Source organism: Nocardioides sp. Z22_16 (assembly GCF_058134365.1).
Genome location: NZ_JBYTTI010000003.1, coordinates 1 through 22,564 on the forward strand (window position 1 = coordinate 1; position 22,564 = coordinate 22,564).

Annotated in this window: 23 protein-coding genes; 7 read left to right on the forward strand and 16 right to left on the reverse strand. The window is 74.1% G+C overall.

Going from position 1 to position 22,564, the window contains the following annotated elements:
- Positions 1-383: 383 nt before the first annotated feature.
- On the forward strand, positions 384-965 hold the full coding sequence (locus AC3X7R_RS08350) for a hypothetical protein (protein WP_489965143.1): 582 nt from the start codon (positions 384-386) through the stop codon (positions 963-965).
- Between the two features lie 123 nt (positions 966-1,088).
- Here the strand turns inward: AC3X7R_RS08350 and AC3X7R_RS08355 are convergent, their stop codons facing one another.
- The 5 genes from AC3X7R_RS08355 to AC3X7R_RS08375 are packed head-to-tail and all read right to left on the reverse strand — an operon-like array spanning position 1,089 to position 5,673.
- Positions 1,089-1,859: an ABC transporter ATP-binding protein gene (locus AC3X7R_RS08355; RefSeq protein WP_489965144.1), complete on the reverse strand. Its 771-nt coding sequence runs from the start codon at positions 1,857-1,859 to the stop codon at positions 1,089-1,091.
- The gene (locus AC3X7R_RS08360; RefSeq protein WP_489965145.1) at positions 1,856-2,830 is read right to left on the reverse strand and encodes a FecCD family ABC transporter permease; all 975 of its coding nucleotides are present in this window, start codon (positions 2,828-2,830) and stop codon (positions 1,856-1,858) included. Before AC3X7R_RS08360 ends, AC3X7R_RS08355 begins: the two co-directional genes overlap by 4 nt.
- A gap of 11 nt (positions 2,831-2,841) precedes the next feature.
- Positions 2,842-3,831 (reverse strand): FecCD family ABC transporter permease, encoded by a 990-nt coding sequence (locus tag AC3X7R_RS08365; RefSeq protein WP_489965146.1) that lies wholly within the window; start codon positions 3,829-3,831, stop codon positions 2,842-2,844.
- Complete coding sequence (locus tag AC3X7R_RS08370) at positions 3,824-4,648, reverse strand: siderophore-interacting protein (protein ID WP_489965147.1); 825 nt, start codon at positions 4,646-4,648, stop codon at positions 3,824-3,826. The genes AC3X7R_RS08365 and AC3X7R_RS08370 overlap by 8 nt, the downstream gene beginning before the upstream one ends.
- Before the next feature lie 8 nt (positions 4,649-4,656).
- The gene (locus AC3X7R_RS08375) at positions 4,657-5,673 is read right to left on the reverse strand and encodes a TroA family protein (protein ID WP_489965148.1); all 1,017 of its coding nucleotides are present in this window, start codon (positions 5,671-5,673) and stop codon (positions 4,657-4,659) included.
- 55 nt (positions 5,674-5,728) lie between these two features.
- Between AC3X7R_RS08375 and AC3X7R_RS08380 the strand changes: the two genes are divergently transcribed.
- Positions 5,729-6,532: a helix-turn-helix domain-containing protein gene (locus tag AC3X7R_RS08380; RefSeq protein WP_489965149.1), complete on the forward strand. Its 804-nt coding sequence runs from the start codon at positions 5,729-5,731 to the stop codon at positions 6,530-6,532.
- On the opposite strand, the gene AC3X7R_RS08385 is transcribed toward AC3X7R_RS08380, so the two are convergent.
- The 6 genes from AC3X7R_RS08385 to AC3X7R_RS08410 all read right to left on the reverse strand — a co-directional run bounded on the left by AC3X7R_RS08385 (position 6,520) and on the right by AC3X7R_RS08410 (position 13,479).
- The gene (locus tag AC3X7R_RS08385) at positions 6,520-7,398 is read right to left on the reverse strand and encodes a hypothetical protein (protein WP_489965150.1); all 879 of its coding nucleotides are present in this window, start codon (positions 7,396-7,398) and stop codon (positions 6,520-6,522) included. The genes AC3X7R_RS08380 and AC3X7R_RS08385 overlap by 13 nt on opposite strands.
- A gap of 99 nt (positions 7,399-7,497) precedes the next feature.
- Entirely contained in the window at positions 7,498-8,769 is a 1,272-nt protein-coding gene (locus AC3X7R_RS08390) for a serine/threonine-protein kinase (RefSeq protein ID WP_489965151.1), read from the reverse strand.
- Between the two features lie 72 nt (positions 8,770-8,841).
- A complete protein-coding gene (locus AC3X7R_RS08395) occupies positions 8,842-10,242 on the reverse strand; it encodes a dihydrolipoamide acetyltransferase family protein (RefSeq protein ID WP_489965153.1) in 1,401 nt (466 codons plus the stop codon).
- 12 nt (positions 10,243-10,254) lie between these two features.
- Positions 10,255-11,226 (reverse strand): alpha-ketoacid dehydrogenase subunit beta, encoded by a 972-nt coding sequence (locus AC3X7R_RS08400; protein ID WP_489965154.1) that lies wholly within the window; start codon positions 11,224-11,226, stop codon positions 10,255-10,257.
- Positions 11,223-12,386, reverse strand: a complete 1,164-nt coding sequence (gene pdhA, locus AC3X7R_RS08405; RefSeq protein WP_489965156.1) for a pyruvate dehydrogenase (acetyl-transferring) E1 component subunit alpha — start codon at positions 12,384-12,386, stop codon at positions 11,223-11,225. Before pdhA ends, AC3X7R_RS08400 begins: the two co-directional genes overlap by 4 nt.
- 91 nt (positions 12,387-12,477) lie before the next feature.
- Complete coding sequence (locus AC3X7R_RS08410) at positions 12,478-13,479, reverse strand: AraC family transcriptional regulator (RefSeq protein WP_489965157.1); 1,002 nt, start codon at positions 13,477-13,479, stop codon at positions 12,478-12,480.
- Between the two features lie 18 nt (positions 13,480-13,497).
- On the opposite strand from AC3X7R_RS08410, the gene AC3X7R_RS08415 reads away from it, so the two are divergent.
- Genes AC3X7R_RS08415 through AC3X7R_RS08425 form a run of 3 tightly spaced genes read left to right on the forward strand, consistent with a single transcriptional unit; the run spans position 13,498 to position 16,150 of the window.
- Positions 13,498-14,415, forward strand: coding sequence for a cation diffusion facilitator family transporter (locus AC3X7R_RS08415; RefSeq protein ID WP_489965158.1), 918 nt, complete (start codon positions 13,498-13,500; stop codon positions 14,413-14,415).
- A complete protein-coding gene (locus AC3X7R_RS08420; protein ID WP_489965159.1) occupies positions 14,412-15,425 on the forward strand; it encodes a family 43 glycosylhydrolase in 1,014 nt (337 codons plus the stop codon). The genes AC3X7R_RS08415 and AC3X7R_RS08420 overlap by 4 nt, the downstream gene beginning before the upstream one ends.
- 17 nt (positions 15,426-15,442) lie before the next feature.
- Positions 15,443-16,150, forward strand: coding sequence for a hypothetical protein (locus AC3X7R_RS08425; protein WP_489965160.1), 708 nt, complete (start codon positions 15,443-15,445; stop codon positions 16,148-16,150).
- On the opposite strand, the gene AC3X7R_RS08430 is transcribed toward AC3X7R_RS08425, so the two are convergent.
- A complete protein-coding gene (locus tag AC3X7R_RS08430) occupies positions 16,060-16,902 on the reverse strand; it encodes a DUF72 domain-containing protein (protein WP_489965161.1) in 843 nt (280 codons plus the stop codon). The two genes, AC3X7R_RS08425 and AC3X7R_RS08430, sit on opposite strands and share 91 nt — an antisense overlap.
- Positions 16,903-16,934: 32 nt before the next feature.
- Here AC3X7R_RS08430 and AC3X7R_RS08435 point away from each other — a divergent pair, with 32 nt between their 5' ends.
- Entirely contained in the window at positions 16,935-18,254 is a 1,320-nt protein-coding gene (locus AC3X7R_RS08435; protein WP_489965163.1) for a glycosyltransferase family 2 protein, read from the forward strand.
- Here AC3X7R_RS08435 and AC3X7R_RS08440 read toward each other — a convergent pair.
- The 4 genes from AC3X7R_RS08440 to AC3X7R_RS08455 are packed head-to-tail and all read right to left on the reverse strand — an operon-like array spanning position 18,251 to position 21,575.
- Entirely contained in the window at positions 18,251-19,228 is a 978-nt protein-coding gene (locus AC3X7R_RS08440; RefSeq protein WP_489965164.1) for a glutathione S-transferase family protein, read from the reverse strand. The genes AC3X7R_RS08435 and AC3X7R_RS08440 overlap by 4 nt on opposite strands.
- Positions 19,229-19,233: 5 nt before the next feature.
- Complete coding sequence (locus AC3X7R_RS08445) at positions 19,234-19,860, reverse strand: DUF402 domain-containing protein (RefSeq protein WP_489965165.1); 627 nt, start codon at positions 19,858-19,860, stop codon at positions 19,234-19,236.
- Between the two features lie 57 nt (positions 19,861-19,917).
- A complete protein-coding gene (gene hisC / locus AC3X7R_RS08450) occupies positions 19,918-21,003 on the reverse strand; it encodes a histidinol-phosphate transaminase (RefSeq protein WP_489965166.1) in 1,086 nt (361 codons plus the stop codon).
- 14 nt (positions 21,004-21,017) lie between these two features.
- Positions 21,018-21,575, reverse strand: a complete 558-nt coding sequence (locus tag AC3X7R_RS08455) for a VanZ family protein (RefSeq protein ID WP_489965167.1) — start codon at positions 21,573-21,575, stop codon at positions 21,018-21,020.
- Positions 21,576-21,607: 32 nt separating this feature from the next.
- On the opposite strand from AC3X7R_RS08455, the gene AC3X7R_RS08460 reads away from it, so the two are divergent.
- Entirely contained in the window at positions 21,608-22,555 is a 948-nt protein-coding gene (locus AC3X7R_RS08460) for an EamA family transporter (RefSeq protein WP_489965168.1), read from the forward strand.
- Positions 22,556-22,564: the final 9 nt, after the last annotated feature.

Sequence of the window (22,564 nt, forward strand, 5' to 3'; positions counted from 1 at the left end):
AGTGTCACCACCAAGCACCCCGGTTGTGTCACCGATGTCCTGATACAGAACCGTCACCTACGTCCTGCGACATCACAGTCTCGGCGTCCCAGCACCGCACCATGGTCTCGATCATGTGTTCGATAATAGTCGTCACCGCCGACACTGCTGCTCGTCCTCCACAGGCAGCCCGGTCTCACGGAGTGTGTCTCGCGTCAAACGGCGGGCTCACCTTCCACGACCGAGGTGGTCCCTACGGGCGCACCAACGCCACTACGCTGCGCCATCTGTCCCGTGGGCCTTGCCGCCGAGGCCCGGTCGCGCTCGCAGCTTGACCGATGGAACCGTTCAATCGGACGTAGCGTCCTACTGACGACCGGGAACCGCGCAGATGGGATGGCTAGATGAGCCGCGTCGCCTTGACTGGAGCCTGCCTTGCGCTCCTAGCCGCCGTAAGCGCTTGTGCCGGCGAGGGGACCGCCAGCGACACTGGGGCAGCCAGTCAGGAGGGTGACGCTCGAGTCCTCGACGACTCTGGCCGTGACGGATCGCAGAATCCCACAGTGGATCGTCGCGGACCGCTCCCTGAGGGAGGGGCTGCCTCGTGTGTGGAGTCATACGATCCGAAAACCGTCACGGGGCGCGCGTTCGCGTTCGATGGAGTGGTGGTGGCAGTAGGTGATTCGGTTTCCGACCGCGGTGACGAGGCGGACCTGGAACTACCTGGCGTCACCTTTGAGGTTCGAGAGTGGTTCTCCGGTGGCCGCGGCGACACGGTCACGGTTGACGTGCAACCCCCGACCATCGGTTCCACGGACCCGTCTGACCCGGCGTACGCCTACGGCGTCGGGTCACGGCTACTCGTGAGCGGTGAGGCCCGGTGGGGCGGTTCCCCGCTCGAATCTCCCATCGCCTGGGGCTGCGGGTTCAGTCGGTACTACGACCCTGAAACCGCCACGGCTTGGCGTGACGCCCTCCCGCGCTGAACCGCGACCTGGGAACGTCGTCACGATGGCATCCACGTCAGCGCCGCGGCGTACCTCCCCCGGGCGGTCGAGGGGTTGAGGCCCAGCAGCGCACCCACGCCGGCGCTCATGTCCACACGCTCCCTAGTGCGGCACCACCATCGGCGTCCCGGCGACCGGGTCGGGCACCACGGTGCAGGCGAGCCCGAAGACCTCCTGGATCAGCGCGGCGTCCACCACCTCGGCCGGGGCCCCCTGGGCCACGATCCGCCCCGCCTTCATCGCCACCACGTGGTCGGCGAAGCGGCACGCCTGGTTGATGTCGTGGAGGACGGTGACCACGGTCCGCCCCTCGTCGCGGAGCCGGGCGAGCAGGCCGAGCAGCTCGTACTGGTGGGCGATGTCGAGGAACGTGGTCGGCTCGTCGAGCAGCAGGTACGGCGTCTCCTGGGCCAGCACCATGGCGATCCAGACCCGCTGGGCCTGGCCGCCCGAGAGCTCCTCCACCTGCCGGTCCGCCAGGTCGTCGACCCCCGCGGCCGCCATCGCGGCGACGACGGCCACCTGGTCCTCGGCGGACCAGGCGGAGAGCAGCGACTGGTGCGGGTAGCGGCCGCGGCGCACCAGCGCCTCCACCCGGATCCCCTCCGGCGGGACGAGTCCCTGGGGCAGGAACCCCAGCTCGCGGGCGACGGCGCGCGGCCGCAGCCGGCGCACGTCGGTGCCGTCGAGCTCGACCCGCCCGGCGCGCGGCTGGAGCAGCCGGACGAGCGAGCGGAGCAGCGTCGACTTGCCGCAGGCGTTGGCGCCGACGATGGCGGTGAACGCCCGGTCCGGTACGGCGAGGGAGAGGCCGCTGGAGACGGTCCGCTCCCCGTAGCCGAGGGTCAGGTCGTGGGCCTGCAGACGGGTCATCGTCTCACTTCCTTGACGAGCAGCCAGATGAGGTAGAGCCCGCCCAGGGCGGTGGTGACGACGCCGACCGGCAGCGGCACCGGCCGGGTGAGCACCTGGGCCAGGAGGTCCGCGGAGACCAGGAGCAGGGCGCCGGTGAGCGCGGCGGGCACGAGCGGGACGCCGGCGCTGCCGGTGAGCCGCCGGCCGATCTGCGGTGCCGCCAGCGCGACGAAGACGATCGGCCCGGCGGCCGCGGTGACCGTCGCCGTGCAGGCCACCCCGATCGCCACCATCGCCAGCCGGTGCCGGCCGAGCCGGACCCCGGTGGTGACCGCGACCTCGTCGCCGAGCGCGGCCTGGTGCATGGCCCGGCCCTGGGTGAGGAGCAGCAGCGCCAGCACCCCGACCGCCGCGAACGGCAGACGTGCCTCGTCCCAGTCCATGCCGTTGAGCGACCCGGCGCTCCAGGCGGTGGCCGCGATCGCGACCTCGAGCTCGGCGCGCAGCACGATCCAGGAGTTGACCGCGGTCAGCATCGCGTTGACCGCGATCCCGATCACGATCAGCCGCAGCCCGCTGAAGCCCTGCTTGAGGGAGAGCAGGTAGATGACCAGCGCCGTGGCCGTCGCGGAGATGACCGCGCCGGTCGCCAGCTGGCCCGAGGTGCCGCCGAGCAGGGCGACCACGACGAGCGCCCCGGTCCAGGCACCGGCGTCGAGCCCGATCACGTCCGGGCTGCCCAGCGGGTTGCGGGTCAGGTTCTGGAAGATCGCACCGGCCAGGCCGAGGGCCACGCCGAAGACGACGCCCGCGGCGACCTGCGGCAGCCGCCACTGGGTGATCACGAACGACTTGTCCCCGCGCCCGAGGAGGCCGGCGAGCGTCTCCGACGGGGTGGTCCAGGTCGATCCCTGGCAGAGCGCGGTGAAGGCGACGGCCACGATGGCCGCCGCGATCAGCGCGCAGGCCACCGCCTCGCGTCGCGTCATGCCGGTCGCGATCACAGCGCCACCGCGCCGTACCGGCGGACCACCCAGATGAGCACCGGGCCGCCGAGGAACGCCGTCACCAGGGCGACCGGGACCTCCCCGGTGGGCAGCAGCACCCGCGCCACCACGTCGGAGAGCAGCACGAGCGCCGGGCCGAGCACGAGCGTCAGCACCATCAGCCAGGCGATCGAGCCCCGGGCCGCGCGCCGCGCGAGGTGGGGGACGATCAGCCCGACGAAGCCGATCGGGCCCGCCACCGCGGTGGCCGCCCCGGCCAGCAGGGTGACCAGCGCGATGGTGAGCACCCGGGTCCGCACCACGTGCGCCCCCAGGGTGTGGGCGAGGTGCTCGCCCAGCGCCACGGCGCCCAGGGCGCGGACCAGCAGCAGCGCCCCGACCAGCCCGGCGCCGATCGCCAGCAGCGGCAGGCCGAGCGCGACCTGCTCACGACCGGCGAGCGAGCCCACCGACCAGAAGCGGTAGCTGTCGAAGACGTCCGGCATCGCCAGCCGCACCCCCAGCGTCACCCCGGCCAGCACCGCGGAGAGGGCGACGCCGGCGAGCACCAGGCGCAGCGGCGAGGAGCCACCGACCGCGTAGACCACCACGGTGGCCACTGCCGCGCCGACGAAGGCGGCGAGCAGCATCGCGGCCTGGGAGTCGACGCCCCAGAGCGCCACCGCCATCACGATCGCGAACGACGCCCCCGCGGTGACTCCCAGGATCCCCGGCTCGGCCAGCGGGTTGCGGGTCAGCGTCTGGACCAGCGCCCCGGAGACGGCCAGCGCCGCCCCGACGGCCAGGGCGAGCAGGGTGCGGGGCAGGCGGACGTCCCGGACGACGACGTGGTCGTCGGTGCCGGCGTAGTCGGTGAAGGCGGTCACCACCTCCGAGAGGGGCACCGCACGCGACCCGACGCACAGGCTGAGCACGGCCAGCGCCGCGAGCAGCAGGACCGCTCCCAGGAGCGCCGGGACCCTCAGGCGCGGGGTCTCACTCATCCAGCCCGGCGACCCCGCGCTTCCAGTAGCCGGTGACCAGCGCGTCCGTGGCGTGCTCCTTGCCCCAGGCGCGCAGGGGCTTGACGTCGCCGGCCTCGCCGGCCGCAAAGAGGAAGGTCCGCCCCCGGTCGGAGAGGTCCAGCGCGCCGACCTCCTCGGCCAGCCGCGACCCGGTGCTGCGGTCGAGCCAGCGCACCTGTACGCCGTCCCGCGCGGCCAGCGGGTAGTCCCGCTCATGGGCGTGGTCGACGTCGACGAAGGCGTCGGCCGACACCTCGGCCGGCGACTCCTCGAGCCAGCGGGCCAGCGCCGGGAGCGCGGTGGTGTCGACGGCGAAGACGTAGTGGTCGTAGGTCTGCGCGAAGGCCTTCGCCCCGGGCGGGCCGGCCACCACGACGTCGTCGCCCGGCCGCACCGCCCGCACCCAGTCCGAGGCCAGGCCGCCGTCGTGGACCACGAAGTCCAGGTCGAGCTCGAGGGACTGCGCGTCCCAGCGCCGCACCGTGTACTTCCTCGTCGGCGGCAGCGGCCGCGGCCAGTCCAGCTCGGCGTCGGCGTTGGCGACCGGGTCGTGGCGGGTGCCGTCGGGCATCGCGAAGACCACCTTCACGTGGTCGTCGGCCTGGTAGGTGTGGAACCCGGCCAGTCCGGCGCCGCCGAGGGTGAGCCGCAGCATCGACGGCGTCACCTCCTCGACGCGCACGACCTGGGCGGTCCGCACCCCGATCGGGTAGCCGATCCGGGTGACGCCGTCACCGGGCGCGGGGCGCGCCCCGTGGTGGGCGGCGACCCGCTCGGCGGCGCGGTCGCGTTCCATCGCCCGGCTCACGAGAGCAGCGGCTCGAGCGCGGCGTCGAGGGAGTCGAGCGCCTTGAGCGCGGAGCCGAAGGTGACCGCCTCGGTGTAGCGGATGCCGAAGACGTTGCCCTCCTTGACGGCCGGCAGGTTCTTCCACAGCGTGTGCTCGAGCACGTAGGCCACCGCCTCGGCCGGCTTGCCGTCGGGCCCGACGGTGTAGGTGATCGCGTCGGCCTCGCCGAGCTTCTCGGGGAGCTCCTCGATCGAGGGATACTCGGTGACCGCGTCGGCGCCCTCGCCCGGCTCGCTGGGCTCGCCGTAGTAGTCGACGCCCATGTCGACCGCGATGTTGGTGCCCCACGAGCCGGCGTACTCCCGGTGGAAGCTGCCCGCCGAGACGTCGCCGTAGGCGCCCACGTGGCCGAACTGCAGGTCGGCCAGCACGTCGCCGTACTTCTCGGAGAGCTCCTGGGCCCGCTCCTCGTAGGTGGCACGGGTGGCCTCGAAGCCCTCGCTGGCGCCGGCCGCGTCGGCCTGGCGCTCGGAGAGGTCGCGCCAGGAGTCGGGGGCGGTCGGGCCCAGCACGACCACGGGGGCGATGTCCTCGAGCCGGTCCATGTCGAGGTCGACCAGCGCGGGCGCGGGGACGCCGATCACGATCAGGTCGGGGGACACCTCGGCGATCGCCTCGTAGTTGGTCTCCGCGGCGCTCTCGCCGGCGACCTTCTCCAGCTCCTCGTAGGTGGCCAGCTGCTCGTCGGTCATCATCGCGGTGCCGCGCGACCACTCCGAGATGCCGACGAGGTCGGCGTCGGACTCGATCAGCACGGGCACGGCGTAGCCGGTGGCCACCACGCGCTGCGGGTCGGCGGGGATCTCGATCTCGCCGTTGTCGGCGCTGAAGGTGCGCGTCCCGGACTCCGCCTCGGGGCTCTCCTCGGCACCGTCGTCGCCGCACGCGACGAGGCCCAGGGCGAGGAGTCCGGTGAGAGCGGCGGCGGTGGAGGTCCGCGCCAGGGCGCGACGGAGGGGACGGGCAGTCATGAGGTCTAAGGTAAGCCTTACCTACCGTGGAACCGTGTCGAGGAGAGGACACCTGATGTCGCTCACAGGACACCTTGACAGCTGGGTCGAGGAGTTCGGCCACGGGCTGGGCCCGCCCACCGGTGTCCTGGTGCTCCGCTACCCGTCGACCTGGGGGGTCCCCCACTTCCCGGAGTCGCGCGACGACCTCCGGCACCAGCTCTTCTGGTCCCCCGACGGGGTGCTCGCGGTGCGCCGGGGGGGCCGACTGACCCACATCGCGCCCGGTCAGGCGTTCTGGGCCCGGCGAGGCTCGACCCTGGAGGTGAGCGGCTGCGAGCGGCAGACCGTCCACGTGGTCTGCCTGCGGCAGGCCCCTGCACACCTCATGGAGGTGGCGGCCGCGACCGTCCCGTTCGGCGAGGAGGCCGCCCGGGCCGTCCACACCCTGTGCCGCCCCGGCCTCGACCAGGGACTGGCCATGGAGCTCAAGGAGCAGCTCCTCGCCGGCCTCGGCACCCCGGTGCCGCTGGAGCACTCGGCGCGCGGCACCGGGCTGGCCCGCCAGGTGGCCGCGGCTCTGCTCAGCGACCCCGGCGACCCCACGGAGCTGGCCGCCTGGGCCGAGCGCCTGCACGTGGCGACCAAGACCCTGCAGCGCGACTTCGTCCGCGAGTACGGCGTCCCGTGGTCGACGTGGCGCACCCGGATGCGCCTGGAGGCCTCCCGGGCCCTGCTCGGGCTCCGACCGGTGGGCGAGGTGGCGCGCCGCGTCGGCTACGCGAGCGCGTCGGCCTTCGTCAGCGCGTTCCGCCGCGAGTACGGCGAGACCCCGGCACGCTGGGCGGCCCGGTCAGGCCACCGGGCTCAGCTGCCGTAGCTGAACTCGCAGACCCGGCCGTCGCCGTCCGGGTCCCAGAACCACGACCGGCTGATCTTCACCCAGTAAGCGTGGACGACCTCGTAGCTGTAGCCGGCACGCTTGAGGCTCAGGCAGGTCTGGCCCGACAGTCCGGCCGCGATCTCGGCCGCCGTCTTCGGCGTCGGGGTGGGGGTCGCCGGCGGCGTCGGCTCGGCCGGCGAGGTCGGGGCGGTGGTCGGGGTCGGCGCCTCGGTGGGGGGCGCCGGCGTGGGTGACGGGGTGGTCGGCGGCTCACCGGGCGTCTGGGTGGGCGGCCCCTGGGACGGCGTCGGGGTCTTGGGCGCCTTCGGCTTCGGCTTGCGCGTCTTGGGGGCCTGGGGCGTCGGCTGCGCCGACGGCGTGGGCTGGGCCGACGGGACCGGCGCGGCGCTCTCGCTGGGCTCCTCGGTGGGCTCTTCGGTGGGCTCCTCGGTGGGCTCCTCGCTGGGCTGCGCAGTGGGCGCAGTGGGGGAAGGTGCGAGGGCGGCCTTCCGCGTCTCCCGGCGGTCCTGTCGTCGCGCCTTCCGGTCCTCGGGGCTCTCAGCCGGCGAGCCGGCTGACTCGTCCGGGGAGGGCACCAGGCCGAAGGGCTGCGGCGGAGCGCCGTCGGCCGCGACCTCGTCGTCGCTGGGAGAGATGCCGATCAGCACCATCCCCGCGACGAGCACCAGCACGGCCATCAGCGAGAGGACCCCGGTCCGGGAGGCTCCCGCCGCGGGCCGCGGCACGGGGGTGCCGGCGGTCGCCAGGAGCGAGACGCGCCCGGCCAGCGGCGGGTGGAGCTCCGGCACGAGCTGCTGGAACCCGCAGTCGGCGCACCACTGCGTGCCGCCTCGCACCTGCATGCCACACCTGGGACACCCCATGACGAACCCCCTCCGAAGACCGTGAGCCCGGTCACCCTAGCGCCCCTTGCTACTGGACGGTAACGATTCGGCTCAGTCTCAGGAGAGGCACTCCTGGGTGGCGGCGCCCAGGGACGCCTTGATCTCGGGGTCGACGCGCTCGAGGTCACGCTCCCGGTAGACCATCTCGCCGTCGAGGAAGCCGGCGGCGATGAGCCTGCCCACGCCGACCTCCTCCACCCAGCGCCCCGCGATGCACCGGGCGTTCCCGGGGTCGACCAGGAGCTCGTCGACGAAGGACGCGGCGACGCTGTTGACGGCCCGGGCCTCGGGATTGAGCGCCGTGCCGTCCGAGGCACGCACCCCCACCGAGGCGACCGGCGCGGCGGAGGACTCGCGGTCGATCAGGAGCAGGGTGCCGACGACCCCGACGGCCACGGCCGCGGCCAGCCCCGCTGCGGCCGCGAGGCGCGAGCGCCACGAGCGCCCTCCGGCCTCCGGCGGTACGGCGGCACCGCCGGCGGCGGGGACCGCCACCACCCGGCGCTCGGGCCCTCCCGCCAGCGAGCGAGCCCGGCGCAGGACGTCGACGACCTGGCGGGCGGAGGCCGGACGGCGTCCCGGCTCCTTCGCCAGGGTCCGCTGCAGCAGCGCGTTGAGCTCCAGGACCAGCGGCGAGCCACCGGCGAGCTGGCGCGGCGGCTCGTGCAGGTGGGCGGTGGCCTGCTGGAAGTCGGTGGTGCCCGCGTACGGCGGTCCCCCGGTCAGCGTCGCCCACAGCAGGCACCCGAGGGAGTAGAGGTCCGAGGCCTTGGAGGGGGACGCGCCGTGGTGCAGCTCCGGAGCGGACCAGCGGGCACTGCCCGGGGCGATGGGCAGGTCGCCGTGGGCGGTGCCGAAGTCGGTCAGGCAGGCGCGGAAGGCCTCACCCTCGCGGCGCAGCATCACGTTGGCGGGCTTGAGCGAGCCGTGCACCAGCCCCGCGGCGTGGGCGTCGACCAGCCCTTGGGCCACCTCCAGCACCAGCTGGAGGGCGAGGTCGAGCGGCGGCGGCCCGTGGACGCGGAGCATCCGCTCCAGGTCGCCGTCGGGCACCAGGTCGCTGACGACGTAGAGCTGCCCGGCCTCCTCCCCGAAGCCGCGGACCGGCAGCACGTGCGGCGACTCCAGACCCGCGAGCGTCCGCGCCTCCCGGGCGAACCGGGCCCGGAACTCGCGGTCCCGGGTGAGCTCGCCGGGGAGCAGCTTGAGCGCCACCTCCGGGCCGCGGCCGGAGCGCTCGGGCACCGCCGCGTGGACGATCCCGACGCCCCCGCGACCAAGCTGGCGCCCGACCACGTAGGGGCCGATGCGCGGAGATGACAGGGTCACGCGCGCCTCCTACCCGGGTGGGTGAAGCCGAAACCATTCCGCGGTGAAATTTTCTGCGGGCTCCCGGAGCGCTCAGAAGACCAGGGCGCTGCCGGGGTCGGCGAGGATCCCGGCCACGTCGGCGAGGAACCGCGAGCCCTTCTCGCCGTCGATGTGGCGGTGGTCGAAGGAGAGCGCCAGCGTGGTCACGTCGCGGGCCACGATCTCCCCCGTCCCCTCGTCGACCCAGGGACGGCGGTTGACCGCCCCGAAGCAGAGGATCGCCGACTCGCCGGGGTTGATGATCGGCGTGCCGGCGTCGACCCCGAAGACCCCGACGTTGGTGATCGTGAAGGTGCCGCCCGTCATCTCGGCGGGCTGGGTGCGGCCCTCGCGCGCCGTCGCGACCAGGTCGGCCAGCGCCCGTCCCAGCTCGGCCAGCGACATCGCGTCGGCGTCCTTCACGTGGGGCACGACGAGACCGCGCGGGGTCGCCGCGGCGATCCCGAGGTTGACGTAGCCCTTGTAGACGACCTCCTGCGCGTCCTCGTCCCACCAGGAGTTGATCTCGGGGGTGCGCCGCATCGCGAGCAGGCACGCGCGGGCCAGCACCAGCATCGGCCCGACCCGGACGTCGCTCAGCTCGGGGCGCGCCTTGAGCCGCTCCACCAGCCGCATCGTCTCGGTCACGTCGACGGTGATCCACTCCGTGACGTGCGGGGCGGTGAAGGCGGAGTGCGTCATCGCCTGCGCCATCACCTTGCGCACGCCCTTGACCGGTTCGCGGGTCTCGCGCGCGCCGGCCATCGGGGCGACGCCCGGCCGCGCCGGGTCGGCGGTGGCCGCGGCCAGCACGTCGTCGCGCGTGACCGTGCCGCGCGCGCCGGTGGGAGTCACCTGGGTGAGGTCGACGCCGCGCTCCTTGGCGAGCTTGCGCACCGGGGGCTTCGCCAGGGCGCGCACCCGGGCGGGAGCGGTCTCGGGGACCGGCGGCTCCGGGGCGGCGGTGGTCGCCGGCACCGCGGGCTCGTCGGCGGGCGCCACGTCCTGGGACTGGGCGCCACCGGGGGCGAAGGCACCCTGCAGCTGGAGCTGGGCCTGCGCGCCGGCCTCGGAGGAGGGGGAGGCGGAGCCCTTCCGGGCCCGCCGCTGCGGGCCCCGCTCGGCCTTGTTGCGCCCCACCAACGACTCGCCCTCGCCGCCGCCGCTGGCGGCGGGGTTGGAGAGGTCGATCTCCATCTCGGGCGCCGGCGCGGCGCCGGCCTCGCGGATCGAGATGATCGGGGTGCCGACGTCGACCGTCTCCCCCGCGGCGACCATCAGCGCCAGCACCGTCCCGGCGAAGGGGGACGGCAGCTCCACGATCGACTTGGCGGTCTCGATCTCGCAGATCACCTCGTTGATCTCGACGGTGTCGCCCTCCTTGACCCGCCAGGAGACGATCTCGGCCTCGGTGAGGCCCTCCCCGACGTCGGGCAGCTTGAACTCGGGCATCGGGTCGGCTCCTCAGAAGTCCAGTGAACGGTCGACGGCGTCGAGCACCCGGTCGAGGTCGGGGAGGAACTCCTCCTCGATCCGCGACGCCGGGTAGGGGGTGTCGAACCCCCCGACCCGCAGGACCGGCGCCTCGAGGGAGTAGAAGCACTCCTCGGTGATCCGGGCCGCCAGCTCCGACCCCATGCCGAGGTTGACGTGGGCCTCGTGGGTGACCACGGCCCGGCCGGTGCGGCGCACCGACTCCAGCACCGGGCCCATGTCGAGCGGCGAGAGGGTGCGCAGGTCGATCACCTCCAGCGACCTGCCCTCCCCGGCGGCCGCCTCGGCCGCGGCCAGCGCCGTCTTGACGGTGGGCCCGTAGGCCAGCAGCGTGAGGTCCTCGCCGCGCCGCACCACCCGGGAGGTGAAGAGCGGGTCGGGGGTGAGCGACTCGTCGAGCCGAGCCTTGTCGGCGTGGTACTGCCGCTTGGGCTCGAGGAAGATGACCGGGTCGTCGCAGGCGACCGCCTGCTGGATCATCCAGTAGCCGTCGACCGGGTTGGAGCAGGCCACCACCTTGAGGCCGGGGGTGTGCGCGAACTGTGCCTCCGGCGACTCGCTGTGGTGCTCGACCGCGCCGATGCCGCCGCCGAAGGGGATCCGGATCACCATCGGCATCTTCGACCGCCCCCGGGAGCGGTAGTGCATCTTGGCGACCTGGCAGACGATCTGGTCGTAGGCGGGGTAGACGAACCCGTCGAACTGGATCTCGACGACCGGGCGGTAGCCACGCAGCGCCATCCCGACCGCCGTCCCGACGATCCCCGACTCGGCGAGCGGGGAGTCGATCACCCGGTCCTCGCCGAAGTCCTTCTGCAGGCCGTCGGTGATCCGGAAGACGCCGCCGAGCTTGCCGACGTCCTCGCCCATCACCAGCACCTTGGGGTCGTCCTCCATCGCCTTGCGCAGGCCCATGTTGAGCCCCTTGGCCAGGGTGATCATCGGCGCGCCCCCTCCTCGAAGGTCTCCAGGTAGGCCGCGTAGCCCTCGCGCTGGGCGCGCAGCTCCTCGGTCTCCTCGGCGTAGACGTGGTCGAACATGTCCAGCGGCTGCGGGTCCGGCATCGCCTTGCACCCCTCGCGCAGCCGGTGACCGAGCTCGTCGGCCTCGGCCATGAGCGCGTCGACGAAGTCGTCGTCGACCAGACCGTTGCGGCGCAGGTAGACCTCGACCCGGGAGATGGGGTCGCGCAGCTTCCACCGCTCGACGTCGTCGGAGAGCCGGTAGCGGGTCGGGTCGTCGGTGGTGGTGTGGGCGCCCATCCGGTAGGTGTAGGCCTCCACGAAGGTGGGCCCCTGGCCGTCGCGGGCGCGCTGCAGCGCGGCCTGGGTGACGGCGTACGTCGCGAGCACGTCGTTGCCGTCCACCCGGACGCCGGGGAAGCCGAAGCCGAGGGCCCGCTGGTAGAGCGGGATCCGGGACTGGCGCTCGATCGGCTCGGAGATGGCCCACTGGTTGTTCTGGCAGAAGAAGACGACCGGCGCGTTGTAGGAGGCCGCGAAGATGAACGCCTCGTTGACGTCCCCCTGGCTCGACGCGCCGTCGCCGAAGTGCGCGATCACCGCCGCGTCGCGCGCGGGGTCGCCGGTGCCGACCACGCCGTCGCGCTGCATGCCCATCGCGTAGCCGGTCGCGTGCAGCGCCTGGGCGCCGATGACGATCGTGTAGAGGCCGAAGTTGTGCTCGGCCGGGTCCCAGGAGCCGTGGTCGACCCCGCGGAAGAGCCCCAGCAGCTTGAGCGGGTCGATCCCGCGGCACCAGGCGACCCCGTGCTCGCGGTAGGTCGGGAAGACGTGGTCCTGGGGGCGCAGCGCGCGGCCGGCGCCGATCTGCGCCGCCTCCTGGCCCAGCAGCTGGGCCCAGATGCCGAGCTCACCGTGGCGCTGGAGCGCGGTGGCCTCGGTGTCGATCCGCCGGGTCAGCACCATGTCGCGGTAGAAGCCGCGGAGCTCGTCGGCGCTGAAGTCGCGGTCGAACTGGGGGTGGTGGGTGCGCTCGCCCTCCGGGGTGAGCAGCTGGACCAGCTCGGGCCCTCCGTCGGACTGGGAGGGTCCGAACACTTCGACCAGGTCCGGTCCGAAACCATGGTGGCTCACGTGCACTCCTTCGTGTCGCGCGACCCTCCGGGGTCTCCGCCGGGTCACTCGCCAAGGGTGCCGGTCGGGGTGTGACCCGCACCACAGTGCTCGTAACCTACCGGGGCGGTCCAGCCGAGGACCAGCCGGGTCGGGTGCGCAGCGTCTCGCTCGGCAGCACGCCGAACGCCTCCCGGTAGTGCGCCGCGAACCGGCCCGCCTGGCTGAACCCCCAGCGGGCCGCGACGTCGGCGACGGTCACCGGGCCGTCGGGCTCGGCCGCCGACAGCTCGCGGTGCGCCCCCTCGAGGCGGACCCGACGCAGGTACGCCGTGGGGCTGGTGTCGTGGTGGCGGGCGAACGCCTGCTGCAGCGCCCGGACGCTCGTGTCGGCGGCCCGGGCGATCTCGCCGACCCGCAGCGGGTCGCCCGCGTGGGCCTCGATGAAGGCCACCGCCCGGGCGACGGGGTGCTCGGCGTCCATGCCGCCCGGCGCGTCGAGCTCGGGAGCCGGCTGCACGCGGAAGGTGGTCAGCGCCGCCAGGGCCAGGCGGAGCGCCACGTCGTCGAGGGAGTGGGTGCCGTCCCGGAGGTGCTCGGTGATCTCCCGGTTGGCGCGGCGCACGGCCTGGCGCCACTTCTCGGTGGCCGGCCCGGAGACGACCGGACGACGGGGCAGGGCCAGCTCGTCCACCGGGACGCCGGCCGCCTGCGCCAACAGCTCGCGGCTCAGCGTGACCACCCCGACGTTGACCGACCTGCTCACCGAGAGTGGGCTGCTGGCCTCGTCCAGCACGACCACGTCGCCGGGGATGAGCCGGGTCAGGTCGTCGCCGTCTTCCAGGGTGATGGTGCCGCCGAGCACCTCGACCACCTGGACCGGGCCGGGCACCGGGGTGGTGGTGAAGCGCAGGCTCGAGGTGTGGGCGAGCCGCTCCACCCGGAAGTCCTCGGACCGCACGCCGTTGACCTCGAGGGAGAAGCGCGGGCCGAACTCGACTCGGCCCAGGCTGCCCCAGCGGTCCCGCAGGAACTCCTCCGCGCTCGCCGGGTCGCTGGTCGCGAAGCGGTGTGGTCGGACCTCCATGTCCCGCGCGTACCCGAGGGCGCGAGCCGGCATGCCCTCTACCCTGCTGTCATGGGCTGGGGACACGGGCACGACGGGGGACACGGGGGCGCTCCGGGTCACGCCGGCGCCCGGCACCGCTGGCGCCTGGCCGCCGCGTTCGGCCTCATCGCCACCTTCTTCGTGGTCGAGCTGGTGGCGGGACTGGCCGCCGACTCCCTGGCCCTGCTCTCCGACGCCGGCCACATGGCCGCGGACGTGGTCGCCCTGGGCGCCGCGCTCGCCGCGACGCGGATCGCGGTCCGCCGCGACCGCAGCGGGCTGCGCACCTACGGCTCCTACCGGGCGGAGGTCTTCGCCTCCGGCCTGACCGTGCTGCTGATGCTGGGGGCCGCCGCCTACGTGGCGGTCGAGGCGCTGCGGCGGGTGGGGCGTGACGTCGAGGTCGCCGGCGGCCCGATGCTGGTGGTGGGCGCGCTCGGCCTGGCGGCCAACCTCGTCGCCCTGGCGCTGCTCCGCGGGGGCGCCGGGGAGTCCCTCAACGTGCGCGGCGCCTACCTCGAGGTGGTCGCCGACACGGTGGGCTCCGTCGGCGTCCTGGTCGCCGGCGCGCTGGTCGCCACCACCGGCCGGGCCGGCTGGGACACCGCGGTCGCGGTGGGGATCGCAGCCTTCGTCACGGTCCGCGCCGTGCTGCTGGGCCGGGAGGTCCTGGCGGTGCTGGGCCAGCACGCACCGGCCGGCATGGTGCCCGCCGAGGTCGAGTCCGCCCTCGCCGGGGTGCCGGGCGTGGAGGAGGTGCACGACCTCCACCTGTGGACCCTGACCTCGGGGATGAACGTGGCCACCGCCCACCTCGTCGCCGCCCACTCCCCCGCCGACACCGTGATCGGCGCGGCACGCTCGGTGCTGCTCGAGCGCTTCGGGGTCGAGCACGCCACCCTCCAGGTCGAGACCGACGCCTCCGGCTGCCGCGAGGTCAGCTGGTGAGAGCGCTCCTCCTGGCCGTCCTGGTGACGGCGTCCTTCCTGGTGCCCGCGGCTCCGGCCGCCGCCGGGACGCCGCGCCCGGTCCTGCCGGGCAACTTCGCCGACCCGGCCGTGGAGCGGTTCGGGGGCGGCTACGTCGGGTTCGCCACCGGGGAGCGCGCCCCCCGCGCCTGGACCAGGAGCCGCAACGGGACCTGGCGTCCGCACGGCCCGGCGCTGACCCGGCTGCCGTCGTGGTCGCGACGCGGCGACATCTGGGCCGCCGACGTCAAGAAGGTGCGCGGCTGGTGGGTCCTCTACTTCTCCGCGCCGGTGCGCGGCCTCGGCGAGTACGGCCGCTGCATCGGGGTGGCCCGTTCCCGTCACCCGCTGCGCGGCTTCAAGCCGGTGGGGGAACGCCCCCTGGTCTGCCCGGCGTACGTCCGCCAGGTGCCGACCGCGGGCGACCCGCTGCTGCCCCGGGACCCCACCCTGCCCCGCGCCGGGGTGATCGACCCGTCGCTGCACCTGGGCGAGGACGGACCGGTGCTGCTCTACAAGACCGACCGGATCCCGTCGTCGATCCGGGCGGTGCCGCTGAACCGCCGCGGCACCGCGGTGAAGCGCGCGGCGGTGAGCGTCGAGCTCTACCGCTACCCGGGGGTGGTGGAGAACCCGGTGCTGGTCCAGCGACCGGAGGGATGGGTGCTCCTCCTCTCCGAGGGCGACTTCACCCGGTGCAGCTACCGCACCGTCTGGCTGCGCTCCGCCACGCCCACCGACTGGAGCGCCGCGGAGTCCGGGGTGCTCCTCGACCGGGAGACCACCGGCCTCTGCGGGCCCGGCGGCGCCGACATCGCCGGCAAGCGCCTCTTCCTGCACGGGTGGGTCTGCCACGGGAAGCCGAAGCCGTGCGCCTCGGGCTTCGACTGGTCCAAGAAGGAGCGGCAGCGCGGCGTGCGCGCCATGTACGCCGCCCGCCTGCGCTGGGTCGGCGGCCTGCCCACCGTCACCGGCTGGCTGCGTCGCTGAACGGGTACCCACCCGGCATGGACCTCGTCGCGCCGCTGGCCGCCGCCGCCCGCACCGCCTTCCGGCTCGGCTCCAGGGCCCGCTCGGCCCGCTTCTTCCACCCGCGCGGCGTGACCCTCGGGGCCCGGCTCCGGGTCCGCGGCGAGGGTCCGCTCCCCGTCGGCGAGACCGACTGCCTGGTGCGGATCTCCAAGGCACTCGGCACCCCGGGCGACGCCCCCGACATCCTCGGCCTCAGCCTCCGCTACCAGGGCCGCGAGGGGCCGGTGGACGTCCTGGTCGCCAGCAGCGCCGGCACCCGGGGCTGGCGGCGCTCCACCCTGTGGCCGGCCGCCACGTGGGGCGCGGTGAGCCTGACCTCGCTGCTGGCCTGGGAGTCCGGCGACGGGGTCCGCGCCCGGGTCCTGATGGAGTCGGACGACCCGCGGCTCACCACCCCCGACGTCCGCGACGTCGTCGCGCTCCTCCCCGCCCTGCTGCAGGTGCGGGTCGACGGCGGGGACGGCGTCCTGCAGCGCGGGGAGCTGGAGCTCACCGGTCCGGAGCGCGCGGCCGTCGACTTCGACCCGGTGCTCCACGAGCCGCCAGGGTGGCACTTCGTGCCGCGCTGGGTGGCGCGGGTGCGGGTCGCCTCCTACGCCGGGAGCCGGGAGGGACGCGCGAGCCGCGCCAGCAGCGCCGTCGCGTCGTGCGGGGCGAACCCCTTCGCGTCGTTGTCGAAGTAGACGAAGACGTCCTGCCCCGCCTCGGACCAGTCGCGGCACCGGCGCGCCCAGGCGTCGAGCGCCTCGGCCGAGTAGCCGCTGGTGTAGAGCTCGGCGTCGCCGTGCAGCCGGACGTAGCGGAAGTCGGCGGTGTCCTGCTCGACCTTCGGCCACCGGCCGGCCGTGTCGGCGAGCACGCAGGCCACGCCGTGCTCGCGCAGCACGCCGTAGGCCCGCTCGTCGACGAAGGTCCGGGAGCGGAACTCCAGCGCGTGCCGCACCGGGAGCTCGGCCTCGGCCACGGTCAGCGCCCGGTCGTCGGCGAGCTTGTCGTCGTGCCGGGCGGCGAGCCGCGCCACCTCGGCCGTGGTCCGCGGCAGCCGGGAGAGGAAGTCGTCGAGCAGCTCGGCGTCGAAGGCCAGGTTCTCCGGGAGCTGCCAGAGCACCGGACCCAGCTTGGGCCCCAGCGCCAGCAGCCCGGAGGCGAAGAAGTTGGCCAGGGCGGAGTCGACGTCGCGCAGCCGCTTCAGGTGGGTGATGAACCGCCCGCCCTTGACGGCGAAGACGAAGGCGTCAGGGGTGGCCTCGCGCCATGCGGCGTAGGAGGTCGGGCGCTGGAGGGAGTAGAACGAGCCGTTGATCTCGATCGAGGTCAGCCGGGAGGCGGCGTGCTCGAGCTCGCGCCGCTGCGGCAGCCCGGCCGGGTAGAAGTCGCCGCGCCAGCCGGCGTACCGCCAGCCGCTGATGCCGATCCTGAGCTCGCCGTGTCGCATGACGTGCCTGTACCCCCGTTACCCTCGCCGCCATGACCCCGGCACCTCCGCGCAGGATCGCCCTGGCCGCCATCGCCAAGGATGAGGGCCCCTACCTGGCGGACTGGATCTTCCACCACCTGCGCGTCGGTTTCGACGAGATCGACCTCTTCCTCAACCAGACCAGCGACACCTCGGTGGAGATCCTGGAGGCGATCCGCGCCGTCGAGCCCCGGGTGCACTACCGGCACGCCGACCAGATGCTGGAGAAGTGCCTGCGGACGGGGCGGAACTTCCAGCACCGTGCCTACGCCCAGCTCGCCCGGCGGGCCGAGGAGCGGGGCGCCACCCACCTGGGGTTCCTCGACCTCGACGAGTACTGGGTGCCACGCGACCTGACCGCGCGCATCGGGGAGTTCGTCGGCGACGACGAGGAGGTCAACGTCGTCTCCTTCCCGTGGTGCCTCGACGTGCCCGACCCCGACGCCGTCCCCTTCCGGCATCCCTTCGAGAGCCGGCCCGACCTCCAGCTCGACCCGCACGTCAAGTCCGTGGTGCGGCTCGACGACCGGATCCGTCAGCTCCGCACCCACACCGCGCGCACCCACACCGGCCGCCGGCTGCTGGTCCGCGACCCCTTCCCGCTGCGCGACGAGCAGGCCCAGCAGTGGGGCAGCCTGCTCCCCGCGGAGTGGCTCGCGGAGCACTCCGGGGCCCTGCCCGAGGCCTTCGTGCTGCACGCCGTGCACCGCTCCCCCGTGGAGTACCTCGGCTCGCTCGCCCGCGGGCTCCGGCAGACGGGCAGCGAGATCGCGGTGAAGGCGAACCGCCCCGGGTTCGTCGCCAGCGGGGCGCCCCGACTCCGGTTCCCGGACCTCCCCGGCCCGCGGGCCGACCACGCGGCCGCGCGCGCCGCCTTCCGGGCGCGGGTGGGCGCCGAGGCCGCGATCGCGCAGGCGCAGCGGCAGGCGGTGGCGCGGGCCGACGTGCTGGTCCGGGCCGCCGTCGCCGACACCGAGGTGCTGCAGCAGCTGCGGGGTCCGGCCCGCGGGCTCTCCCTGCCGCTCCTCGACGAGCACCGTCCGGGGTGGGACCGCCGCCTGCCCTGGTGCGTGGACGCCGTGGCGGGGACCGTGGTCACCGGGTGGGCCTACGACGAGCAGGGCCGACCGGTCGAGCTCGCCGTCCGCTCCGCCGGCTCCACGCGCCGGCACCCGGTGACGGCGGCGTCGCTGCCGCGACCGGACGTGGCCGCGGCCCACCCGGGTGCGCCGGCCGACTCCGGGTTCGCGGTGCAGCTGCCCGACGTCGCCGACCCGGTGCTGCTGGCGCGACCGGTCGGCGGCGTCCTCTGGGAGGAGTGGCCGCTCTAGAGCCGCTCGCGCCCGTGGGCGCTGTGCCAGGAGTCCAGCTCGGGTCCCTGGGGGATGATCCCGGAGGGGTTGATGTCGGTGTGCACGACGTAGTAGTGCGCCTTGATCTGCTCGAAGTCGACCGTCTCGCCGAAGCCGGGGGTCTGGAAGAGGTCGCGGGCGTAGCCCCACAGGTTCGGCATCTCGGTGAGCTTGTTGCGGTTGCACTTGAAGTGGCCGTGGTAGACGGGGTCGAACCTGACCAGGGTGGTGAAGAGCCGCACGTCGGCCTCGGTGATCGCCTCACCCATCAGGTAGCGGCGGTCGGCCAGCCGCTCCTCCAGCCAGTCCATCGCGGTCCAGAGCCGGTCGTAGGCGTCGTCGTACGCCGCCTGGGAGCCGGCGAAGCCGCAGCGGTAGACGCCGTTGTTGACCTCGGTGAAGACCCGCCGCATCACCTGCTCCATCTCCTCGCGGAGCTCCTCGGGCCAGAGGTCGGGGGCGCCCGGGCGGTGGTGCTCGCGCCACTCGAAGAAGAGGTCGTGGGTGATCGAGGGGAAGTCGTTGGTCACGACCTGCCTGGTCTCCACCTCGACCATCGCCGGGACGGTGATCCCCTTGGGATAGTCGGGGAACCGGGTGAGGTAGGCCTCCTGGAGCCGCTCGATCCCGAGCACCGGGTCGCGCCCGCCGGGGTCGCGGTCGAAGGTCCACGAGCGCGCGTCGTGGGTGGGGCCGGGCTTCCCGACGCTGATCACGTCGGTGAGGCCGAGCAGCTCGCGGACGATCAGCGACCGGTTGGCCCAGGGGCAGGCGGGCGCGGCGACCAGCCGGTAGCGCCCCGGCTCGACCGGCCAGACCCGGACGCCCTCGGCGAGCTCGTCGTGCGGGTCCCGCGGACGCTCCCCGGCCAGGATCCGGTCGGGGATGTAGTCCATGTCCCGCTCGAACGCCTTCCCCTTCTCGGTGTACGTCGGGGTCAGGTCGTCACTCATGGGTCTCAGCCCGCGGCGCGGGAGCGGGCTCCGCTCTCGGCCCAGCCGCTGGGGAGGGTGGTCGCCGCCCAGCCGGCGGGAGGCGTCCAGGAGGTCCAGGAGCGGTCCCACCACTGGTTGCGCCACGACAGCATCGACTTCACGCCGGCCGCGGTGGCGCGGATCCGCTCCGCCTGGGCCTCGTCGTAGCGACCTTGGGCGACGCGCTGCTCGAAGGTGGTGTCCGGCAGCTGCTTCCAGGTGCCGTCGGGGGCCATCTCGAAGTCGAGTCCGTGGCCGAGGGTGTCGAAGCCGCGCGGGTGGCGGCGGATCGGGTCCTGGAGGAGGATCCGCCAGCCCTCGAACGCGCGCTCCGGGCCCTTCCAGGAGAGCTCCACGGCGTAGGCGTCGTCGGGGCGCTGCAGCACCAGCTTGCCGTGCCCGCTCCACGCCCGGCGGCCGGCGGCCTTCCACGGGTGCTCCCAGCCGAGGGTCTCGGCGCCGCCGAAGCCCAGCTCGGAGCCCGACGGCAGGAAGACGGCGAGCAGGTCGAAGGTGTCCTCGACGACTCGCACCGACCAGCCGACCCACGGCTGGCCGCGCAGCACCTCACGGCGTACCACGACGTCACCGGGCTTCCACGAGGCGTTCATGGCATGACCGTAACCCGCAGGGTGGGCGCGAGGCGAGGCCGGACCCGTACTGACGGGTCACATGCCGGTCCGGGGAGCGACCCGCCGGGCCAGCTCGACGACCCGGTCGCACGCCTCCGCCTCGCCGATGCTCACCCGGACCCCGTCGCCCGCGAAGGGCCGCACCGTGATCCCGATCTCCTCGGCCGCGGCGGCCAGCTCGAGCGCCCGGTCACCCGCGGGGAACCAGACGAAGTTGCCCTGCGTGTCGGGCACCTGCCAGCCGGCCGCCCGGACCCCCTCGACGACCCGCTCGCGCCGGGCGACCAGCTCGTCGACCCGCGCCATCAGCTCCGGCTCGGCGGCCAGCGACGCGATCGCCGCCGCCTGGGCGACGTGGCTCACCCCGAAGGGCAGCGAGACCGCCCGCAGCGCGGCGGCCAGCGGCGGCTGCGCCACGGCGTACCCGACCCGGAAGCCGGCCAGGCCGTAGGCCTTGGAGAAGGTGCGGGTGGTCACCACGTGGGGGTGGCGGCGGACGCACGCGACGCCGTCGACCGGGTCGTCCATCCGGACGAACTCGACGTAGGCCTCGTCGACCACCACCAGCACGTGCGGGGGCACGGCGGCCAGGAAGGCGTCGAGCTCGGTGCGGCTGACCGCGGGGCCCGTGGGGTTGTTGGGGGTGCAGACCAGCACCACCTTGGTCCGGTCGGTCACCGCCGCCGCCATCGCCTCGAGGTCGTGGTGGCCGTCGGCGGTCAGCGGCACCGGCACCGCGGTGGCCCCGGCGACGGCGATCGCGATCGGGTAGGCCTCGAAGGAGCGCCAGGCGTGCACCACCTCGTCGCCGGGGTCGCAGAAGGCGCTGAGCAGCTGGTAGATCAGCCCGACGCTCCCGGTGGCGCAGGCCAGGTGGTCGGCCGGGACGTCGAGCTTCCGCGAGAGCGCCTCGTAGAGGGCCGCGCTGCCCATGTCGGGGTAGCGGTTCATCTGCGCCGCCGCCTCCGTGGCGGCCTCCAGCACGCCGGGCAGCGGCGGGAAGGGGTTCTCGTTGGAGGAGAGCTTGTAGGTCGTCAGGCCGGGCCGGGCGGCGGGCGGCCGGCCGGCGACGTACGCCGGGACGGCGGCGACGGCGGCCCGCGGCAGAGGGGTCCTCGTCATGCCCCTCACCCTAGTCAGCGCCGACGGCGACGCCGCCAGGGCTGCAGGATGAGCGCCAGGGCGAGCCCGACCGCGGCGCCCAGCACCGCCCCGGTCGAGTTGTCGACCACGTCGGTGACGTCGCAGGAGCGGTCGATGCGGGCGAGCTCGAGCTGGGTCAGCTCGATGAGCACCGAGTAGCCGGCCAGGCCCGCCAGGCCCATCGGGACCAGCACCCAGGCGGCGCGCCACCGCGCCAGGCCGAGCACCAGCAGCGCCCCGGCGGGCACGAAGAGCGCGGTGTTGAGCATCCGCTGGGTGCCGCTGAAGATCCAGAACCCGTCGGGCGCCGGCCCGCCGTAGTCGGTGGAGCAGGTGTCGCTGCGGGCCTCGGCGGGCACCAGCGTCGTGGCGCCCGACGGCGGCACCAGGGTGACCAGGGCGATCACCACCAGCGCCCAGACGAAGCCGGTCAGGGCGAAGGCCGTCACCGGCCCCAGCCACCGGGAGAGGAGGAGGCCGACCAGGCCCAGGAAGAGCCCCGAGACCGCGGCCCCCCCGACCATCAGTCCCGCGGCGCCCACCTCGATCATCTTGCCGAGGCTACCTGCGCGACAATGCGCCCATGGCAGCCCCGCGCCGGGTCGGCGTCTCCCTCGTCGTCCTGGGCGCGGCCCTCTTCATCGTCAACTCCGGCGTCTCCCGGATCGCCCTGCGCAACGGCATCGAGTCGCTCGAGCTGACCTCGCTGCGGGTCACCGGCACCTTCCTCACCCTGCTGGTGGTCGCGGCACTGTGGCAGCGCTCCGCGCTCCGGGTGCCGCGGGGCCGCCAGGTGCCGCTGGTGCTCGGGCTGGGCCTGGTCGGGGTGGCCCTGCTCCAGCTCTGCTACTTCGTGGCACTCGACCGGCTGACCATCAGCCTGGCGCTGCTGCTGGAGTACCAGGCGCCGATCCTGGTGGCGCTGTGGGCCAAGTTCGTCCAGCGCGCGCCGGTCACCGCCCGGCTCTGGTGGGGTCTGGGCCTGGCGGTGGCCGGGCTGGCGGCGGCCACCGAGATCTGGGAGGGCGCCTCCTTCGACTCCCTGGGCGTGCTCGCGGGGCTCGGCGGCGCCGTCTGCTTCGCGGCGTACTTCCTGCTCGGCGAGGCCTGCCACGAGGCCGGCATGTCGTCGGTGCAGGTGATGCTCTGGGGCTTCGGCGTCGCCACCGTCGCGATGAACGTCGCCTCGCCGGTCTGGCGCGTGGAGGCCGACTACGCCGCGTCGGTCTCGCTCCAGGGCAACCTCGACCACCTCTCGCTCCCCCTGTGGGTGGTGCTCGCCTGGGTGGTGCTGCTCGGCACCCTCGCCCCGTTCGGGGTCGAGCTGGTGGCGCTCCGCTTCATCCCCGCCACCCTGGTCACCGCGATCGCGATGCTGGAGCCGGTGGGGGCGGCCGCCCTCGGCTGGGCCTGGTACGCCGAGTCGCTGAGCGCCGTGGCCGTCGCCGGCTGCGTGGCCGTGGTCGCCGGCATCCTGCTGGCGCAGACGGCGCGGGCCACCCACCCCGAGGACCCGGTGGCGCTCACCTGAGCCACCCTA

Excerpts from the sequence above, each read along its gene's own strand:
- AC3X7R_RS08425 (WP_489965160.1), top strand. The coding sequence starts at position 15,443 with ATGGACCTCGTCGCGCCGCTGGCCGCCGCCGCCCGCACCGCCTTCCGG.
- AC3X7R_RS08360 (WP_489965145.1), bottom strand. The coding sequence starts at position 2,830 with ATGACGCGACGCGAGGCGGTGGCCTGCGCGCTGATCGCGGCGGCCATC.
- AC3X7R_RS08365 (WP_489965146.1), bottom strand. The coding sequence starts at position 3,831 with ATGAGTGAGACCCCGCGCCTGAGGGTCCCGGCGCTCCTGGGAGCGGTC.
- AC3X7R_RS08440 (WP_489965164.1), bottom strand. The coding sequence starts at position 19,228 with ATGAGTGACGACCTGACCCCGACGTACACCGAGAAGGGGAAGGCGTTC.
- AC3X7R_RS08380 (WP_489965149.1), top strand. The coding sequence starts at position 5,729 with ATGTCGCTCACAGGACACCTTGACAGCTGGGTCGAGGAGTTCGGCCAC.
- AC3X7R_RS08445 (WP_489965165.1), bottom strand. The coding sequence starts at position 19,860 with ATGAACGCCTCGTGGAAGCCCGGTGACGTCGTGGTACGCCGTGAGGTG.
- AC3X7R_RS08430 (WP_489965161.1), bottom strand. The coding sequence starts at position 16,902 with ATGCGACACGGCGAGCTCAGGATCGGCATCAGCGGCTGGCGGTACGCC.
- AC3X7R_RS08350 (WP_489965143.1), top strand. The coding sequence starts at position 384 with ATGAGCCGCGTCGCCTTGACTGGAGCCTGCCTTGCGCTCCTAGCCGCC.
- AC3X7R_RS08400 (WP_489965154.1), bottom strand. The coding sequence starts at position 11,226 with ATGATCACCCTGGCCAAGGGGCTCAACATGGGCCTGCGCAAGGCGATG.
- AC3X7R_RS08455 (WP_489965167.1), bottom strand. The coding sequence starts at position 21,575 with ATGATCGAGGTGGGCGCCGCGGGACTGATGGTCGGGGGGGCCGCGGTC.
- AC3X7R_RS08410 (WP_489965157.1), bottom strand. The coding sequence starts at position 13,479 with ATGCCGGCTCGCGCCCTCGGGTACGCGCGGGACATGGAGGTCCGACCA.
- AC3X7R_RS08415 (WP_489965158.1), top strand. The coding sequence starts at position 13,498 with ATGGGCTGGGGACACGGGCACGACGGGGGACACGGGGGCGCTCCGGGT.
- AC3X7R_RS08375 (WP_489965148.1), bottom strand. The coding sequence starts at position 5,673 with ATGACTGCCCGTCCCCTCCGTCGCGCCCTGGCGCGGACCTCCACCGCC.
- AC3X7R_RS08435 (WP_489965163.1), top strand. The coding sequence starts at position 16,935 with ATGACCCCGGCACCTCCGCGCAGGATCGCCCTGGCCGCCATCGCCAAG.
- AC3X7R_RS08385 (WP_489965150.1), bottom strand. The coding sequence starts at position 7,398 with ATGCAGGTGCGAGGCGGCACGCAGTGGTGCGCCGACTGCGGGTTCCAG.
- hisC (WP_489965166.1), bottom strand. The coding sequence starts at position 21,003 with ATGACGAGGACCCCTCTGCCGCGGGCCGCCGTCGCCGCCGTCCCGGCG.
- AC3X7R_RS08460 (WP_489965168.1), top strand. The coding sequence starts at position 21,608 with ATGGCAGCCCCGCGCCGGGTCGGCGTCTCCCTCGTCGTCCTGGGCGCG.
- AC3X7R_RS08355 (WP_489965144.1), bottom strand. The coding sequence starts at position 1,859 with ATGACCCGTCTGCAGGCCCACGACCTGACCCTCGGCTACGGGGAGCGG.
- AC3X7R_RS08370 (WP_489965147.1), bottom strand. The coding sequence starts at position 4,648 with ATGGAACGCGACCGCGCCGCCGAGCGGGTCGCCGCCCACCACGGGGCG.
- AC3X7R_RS08395 (WP_489965153.1), bottom strand. The coding sequence starts at position 10,242 with ATGCCCGAGTTCAAGCTGCCCGACGTCGGGGAGGGCCTCACCGAGGCC.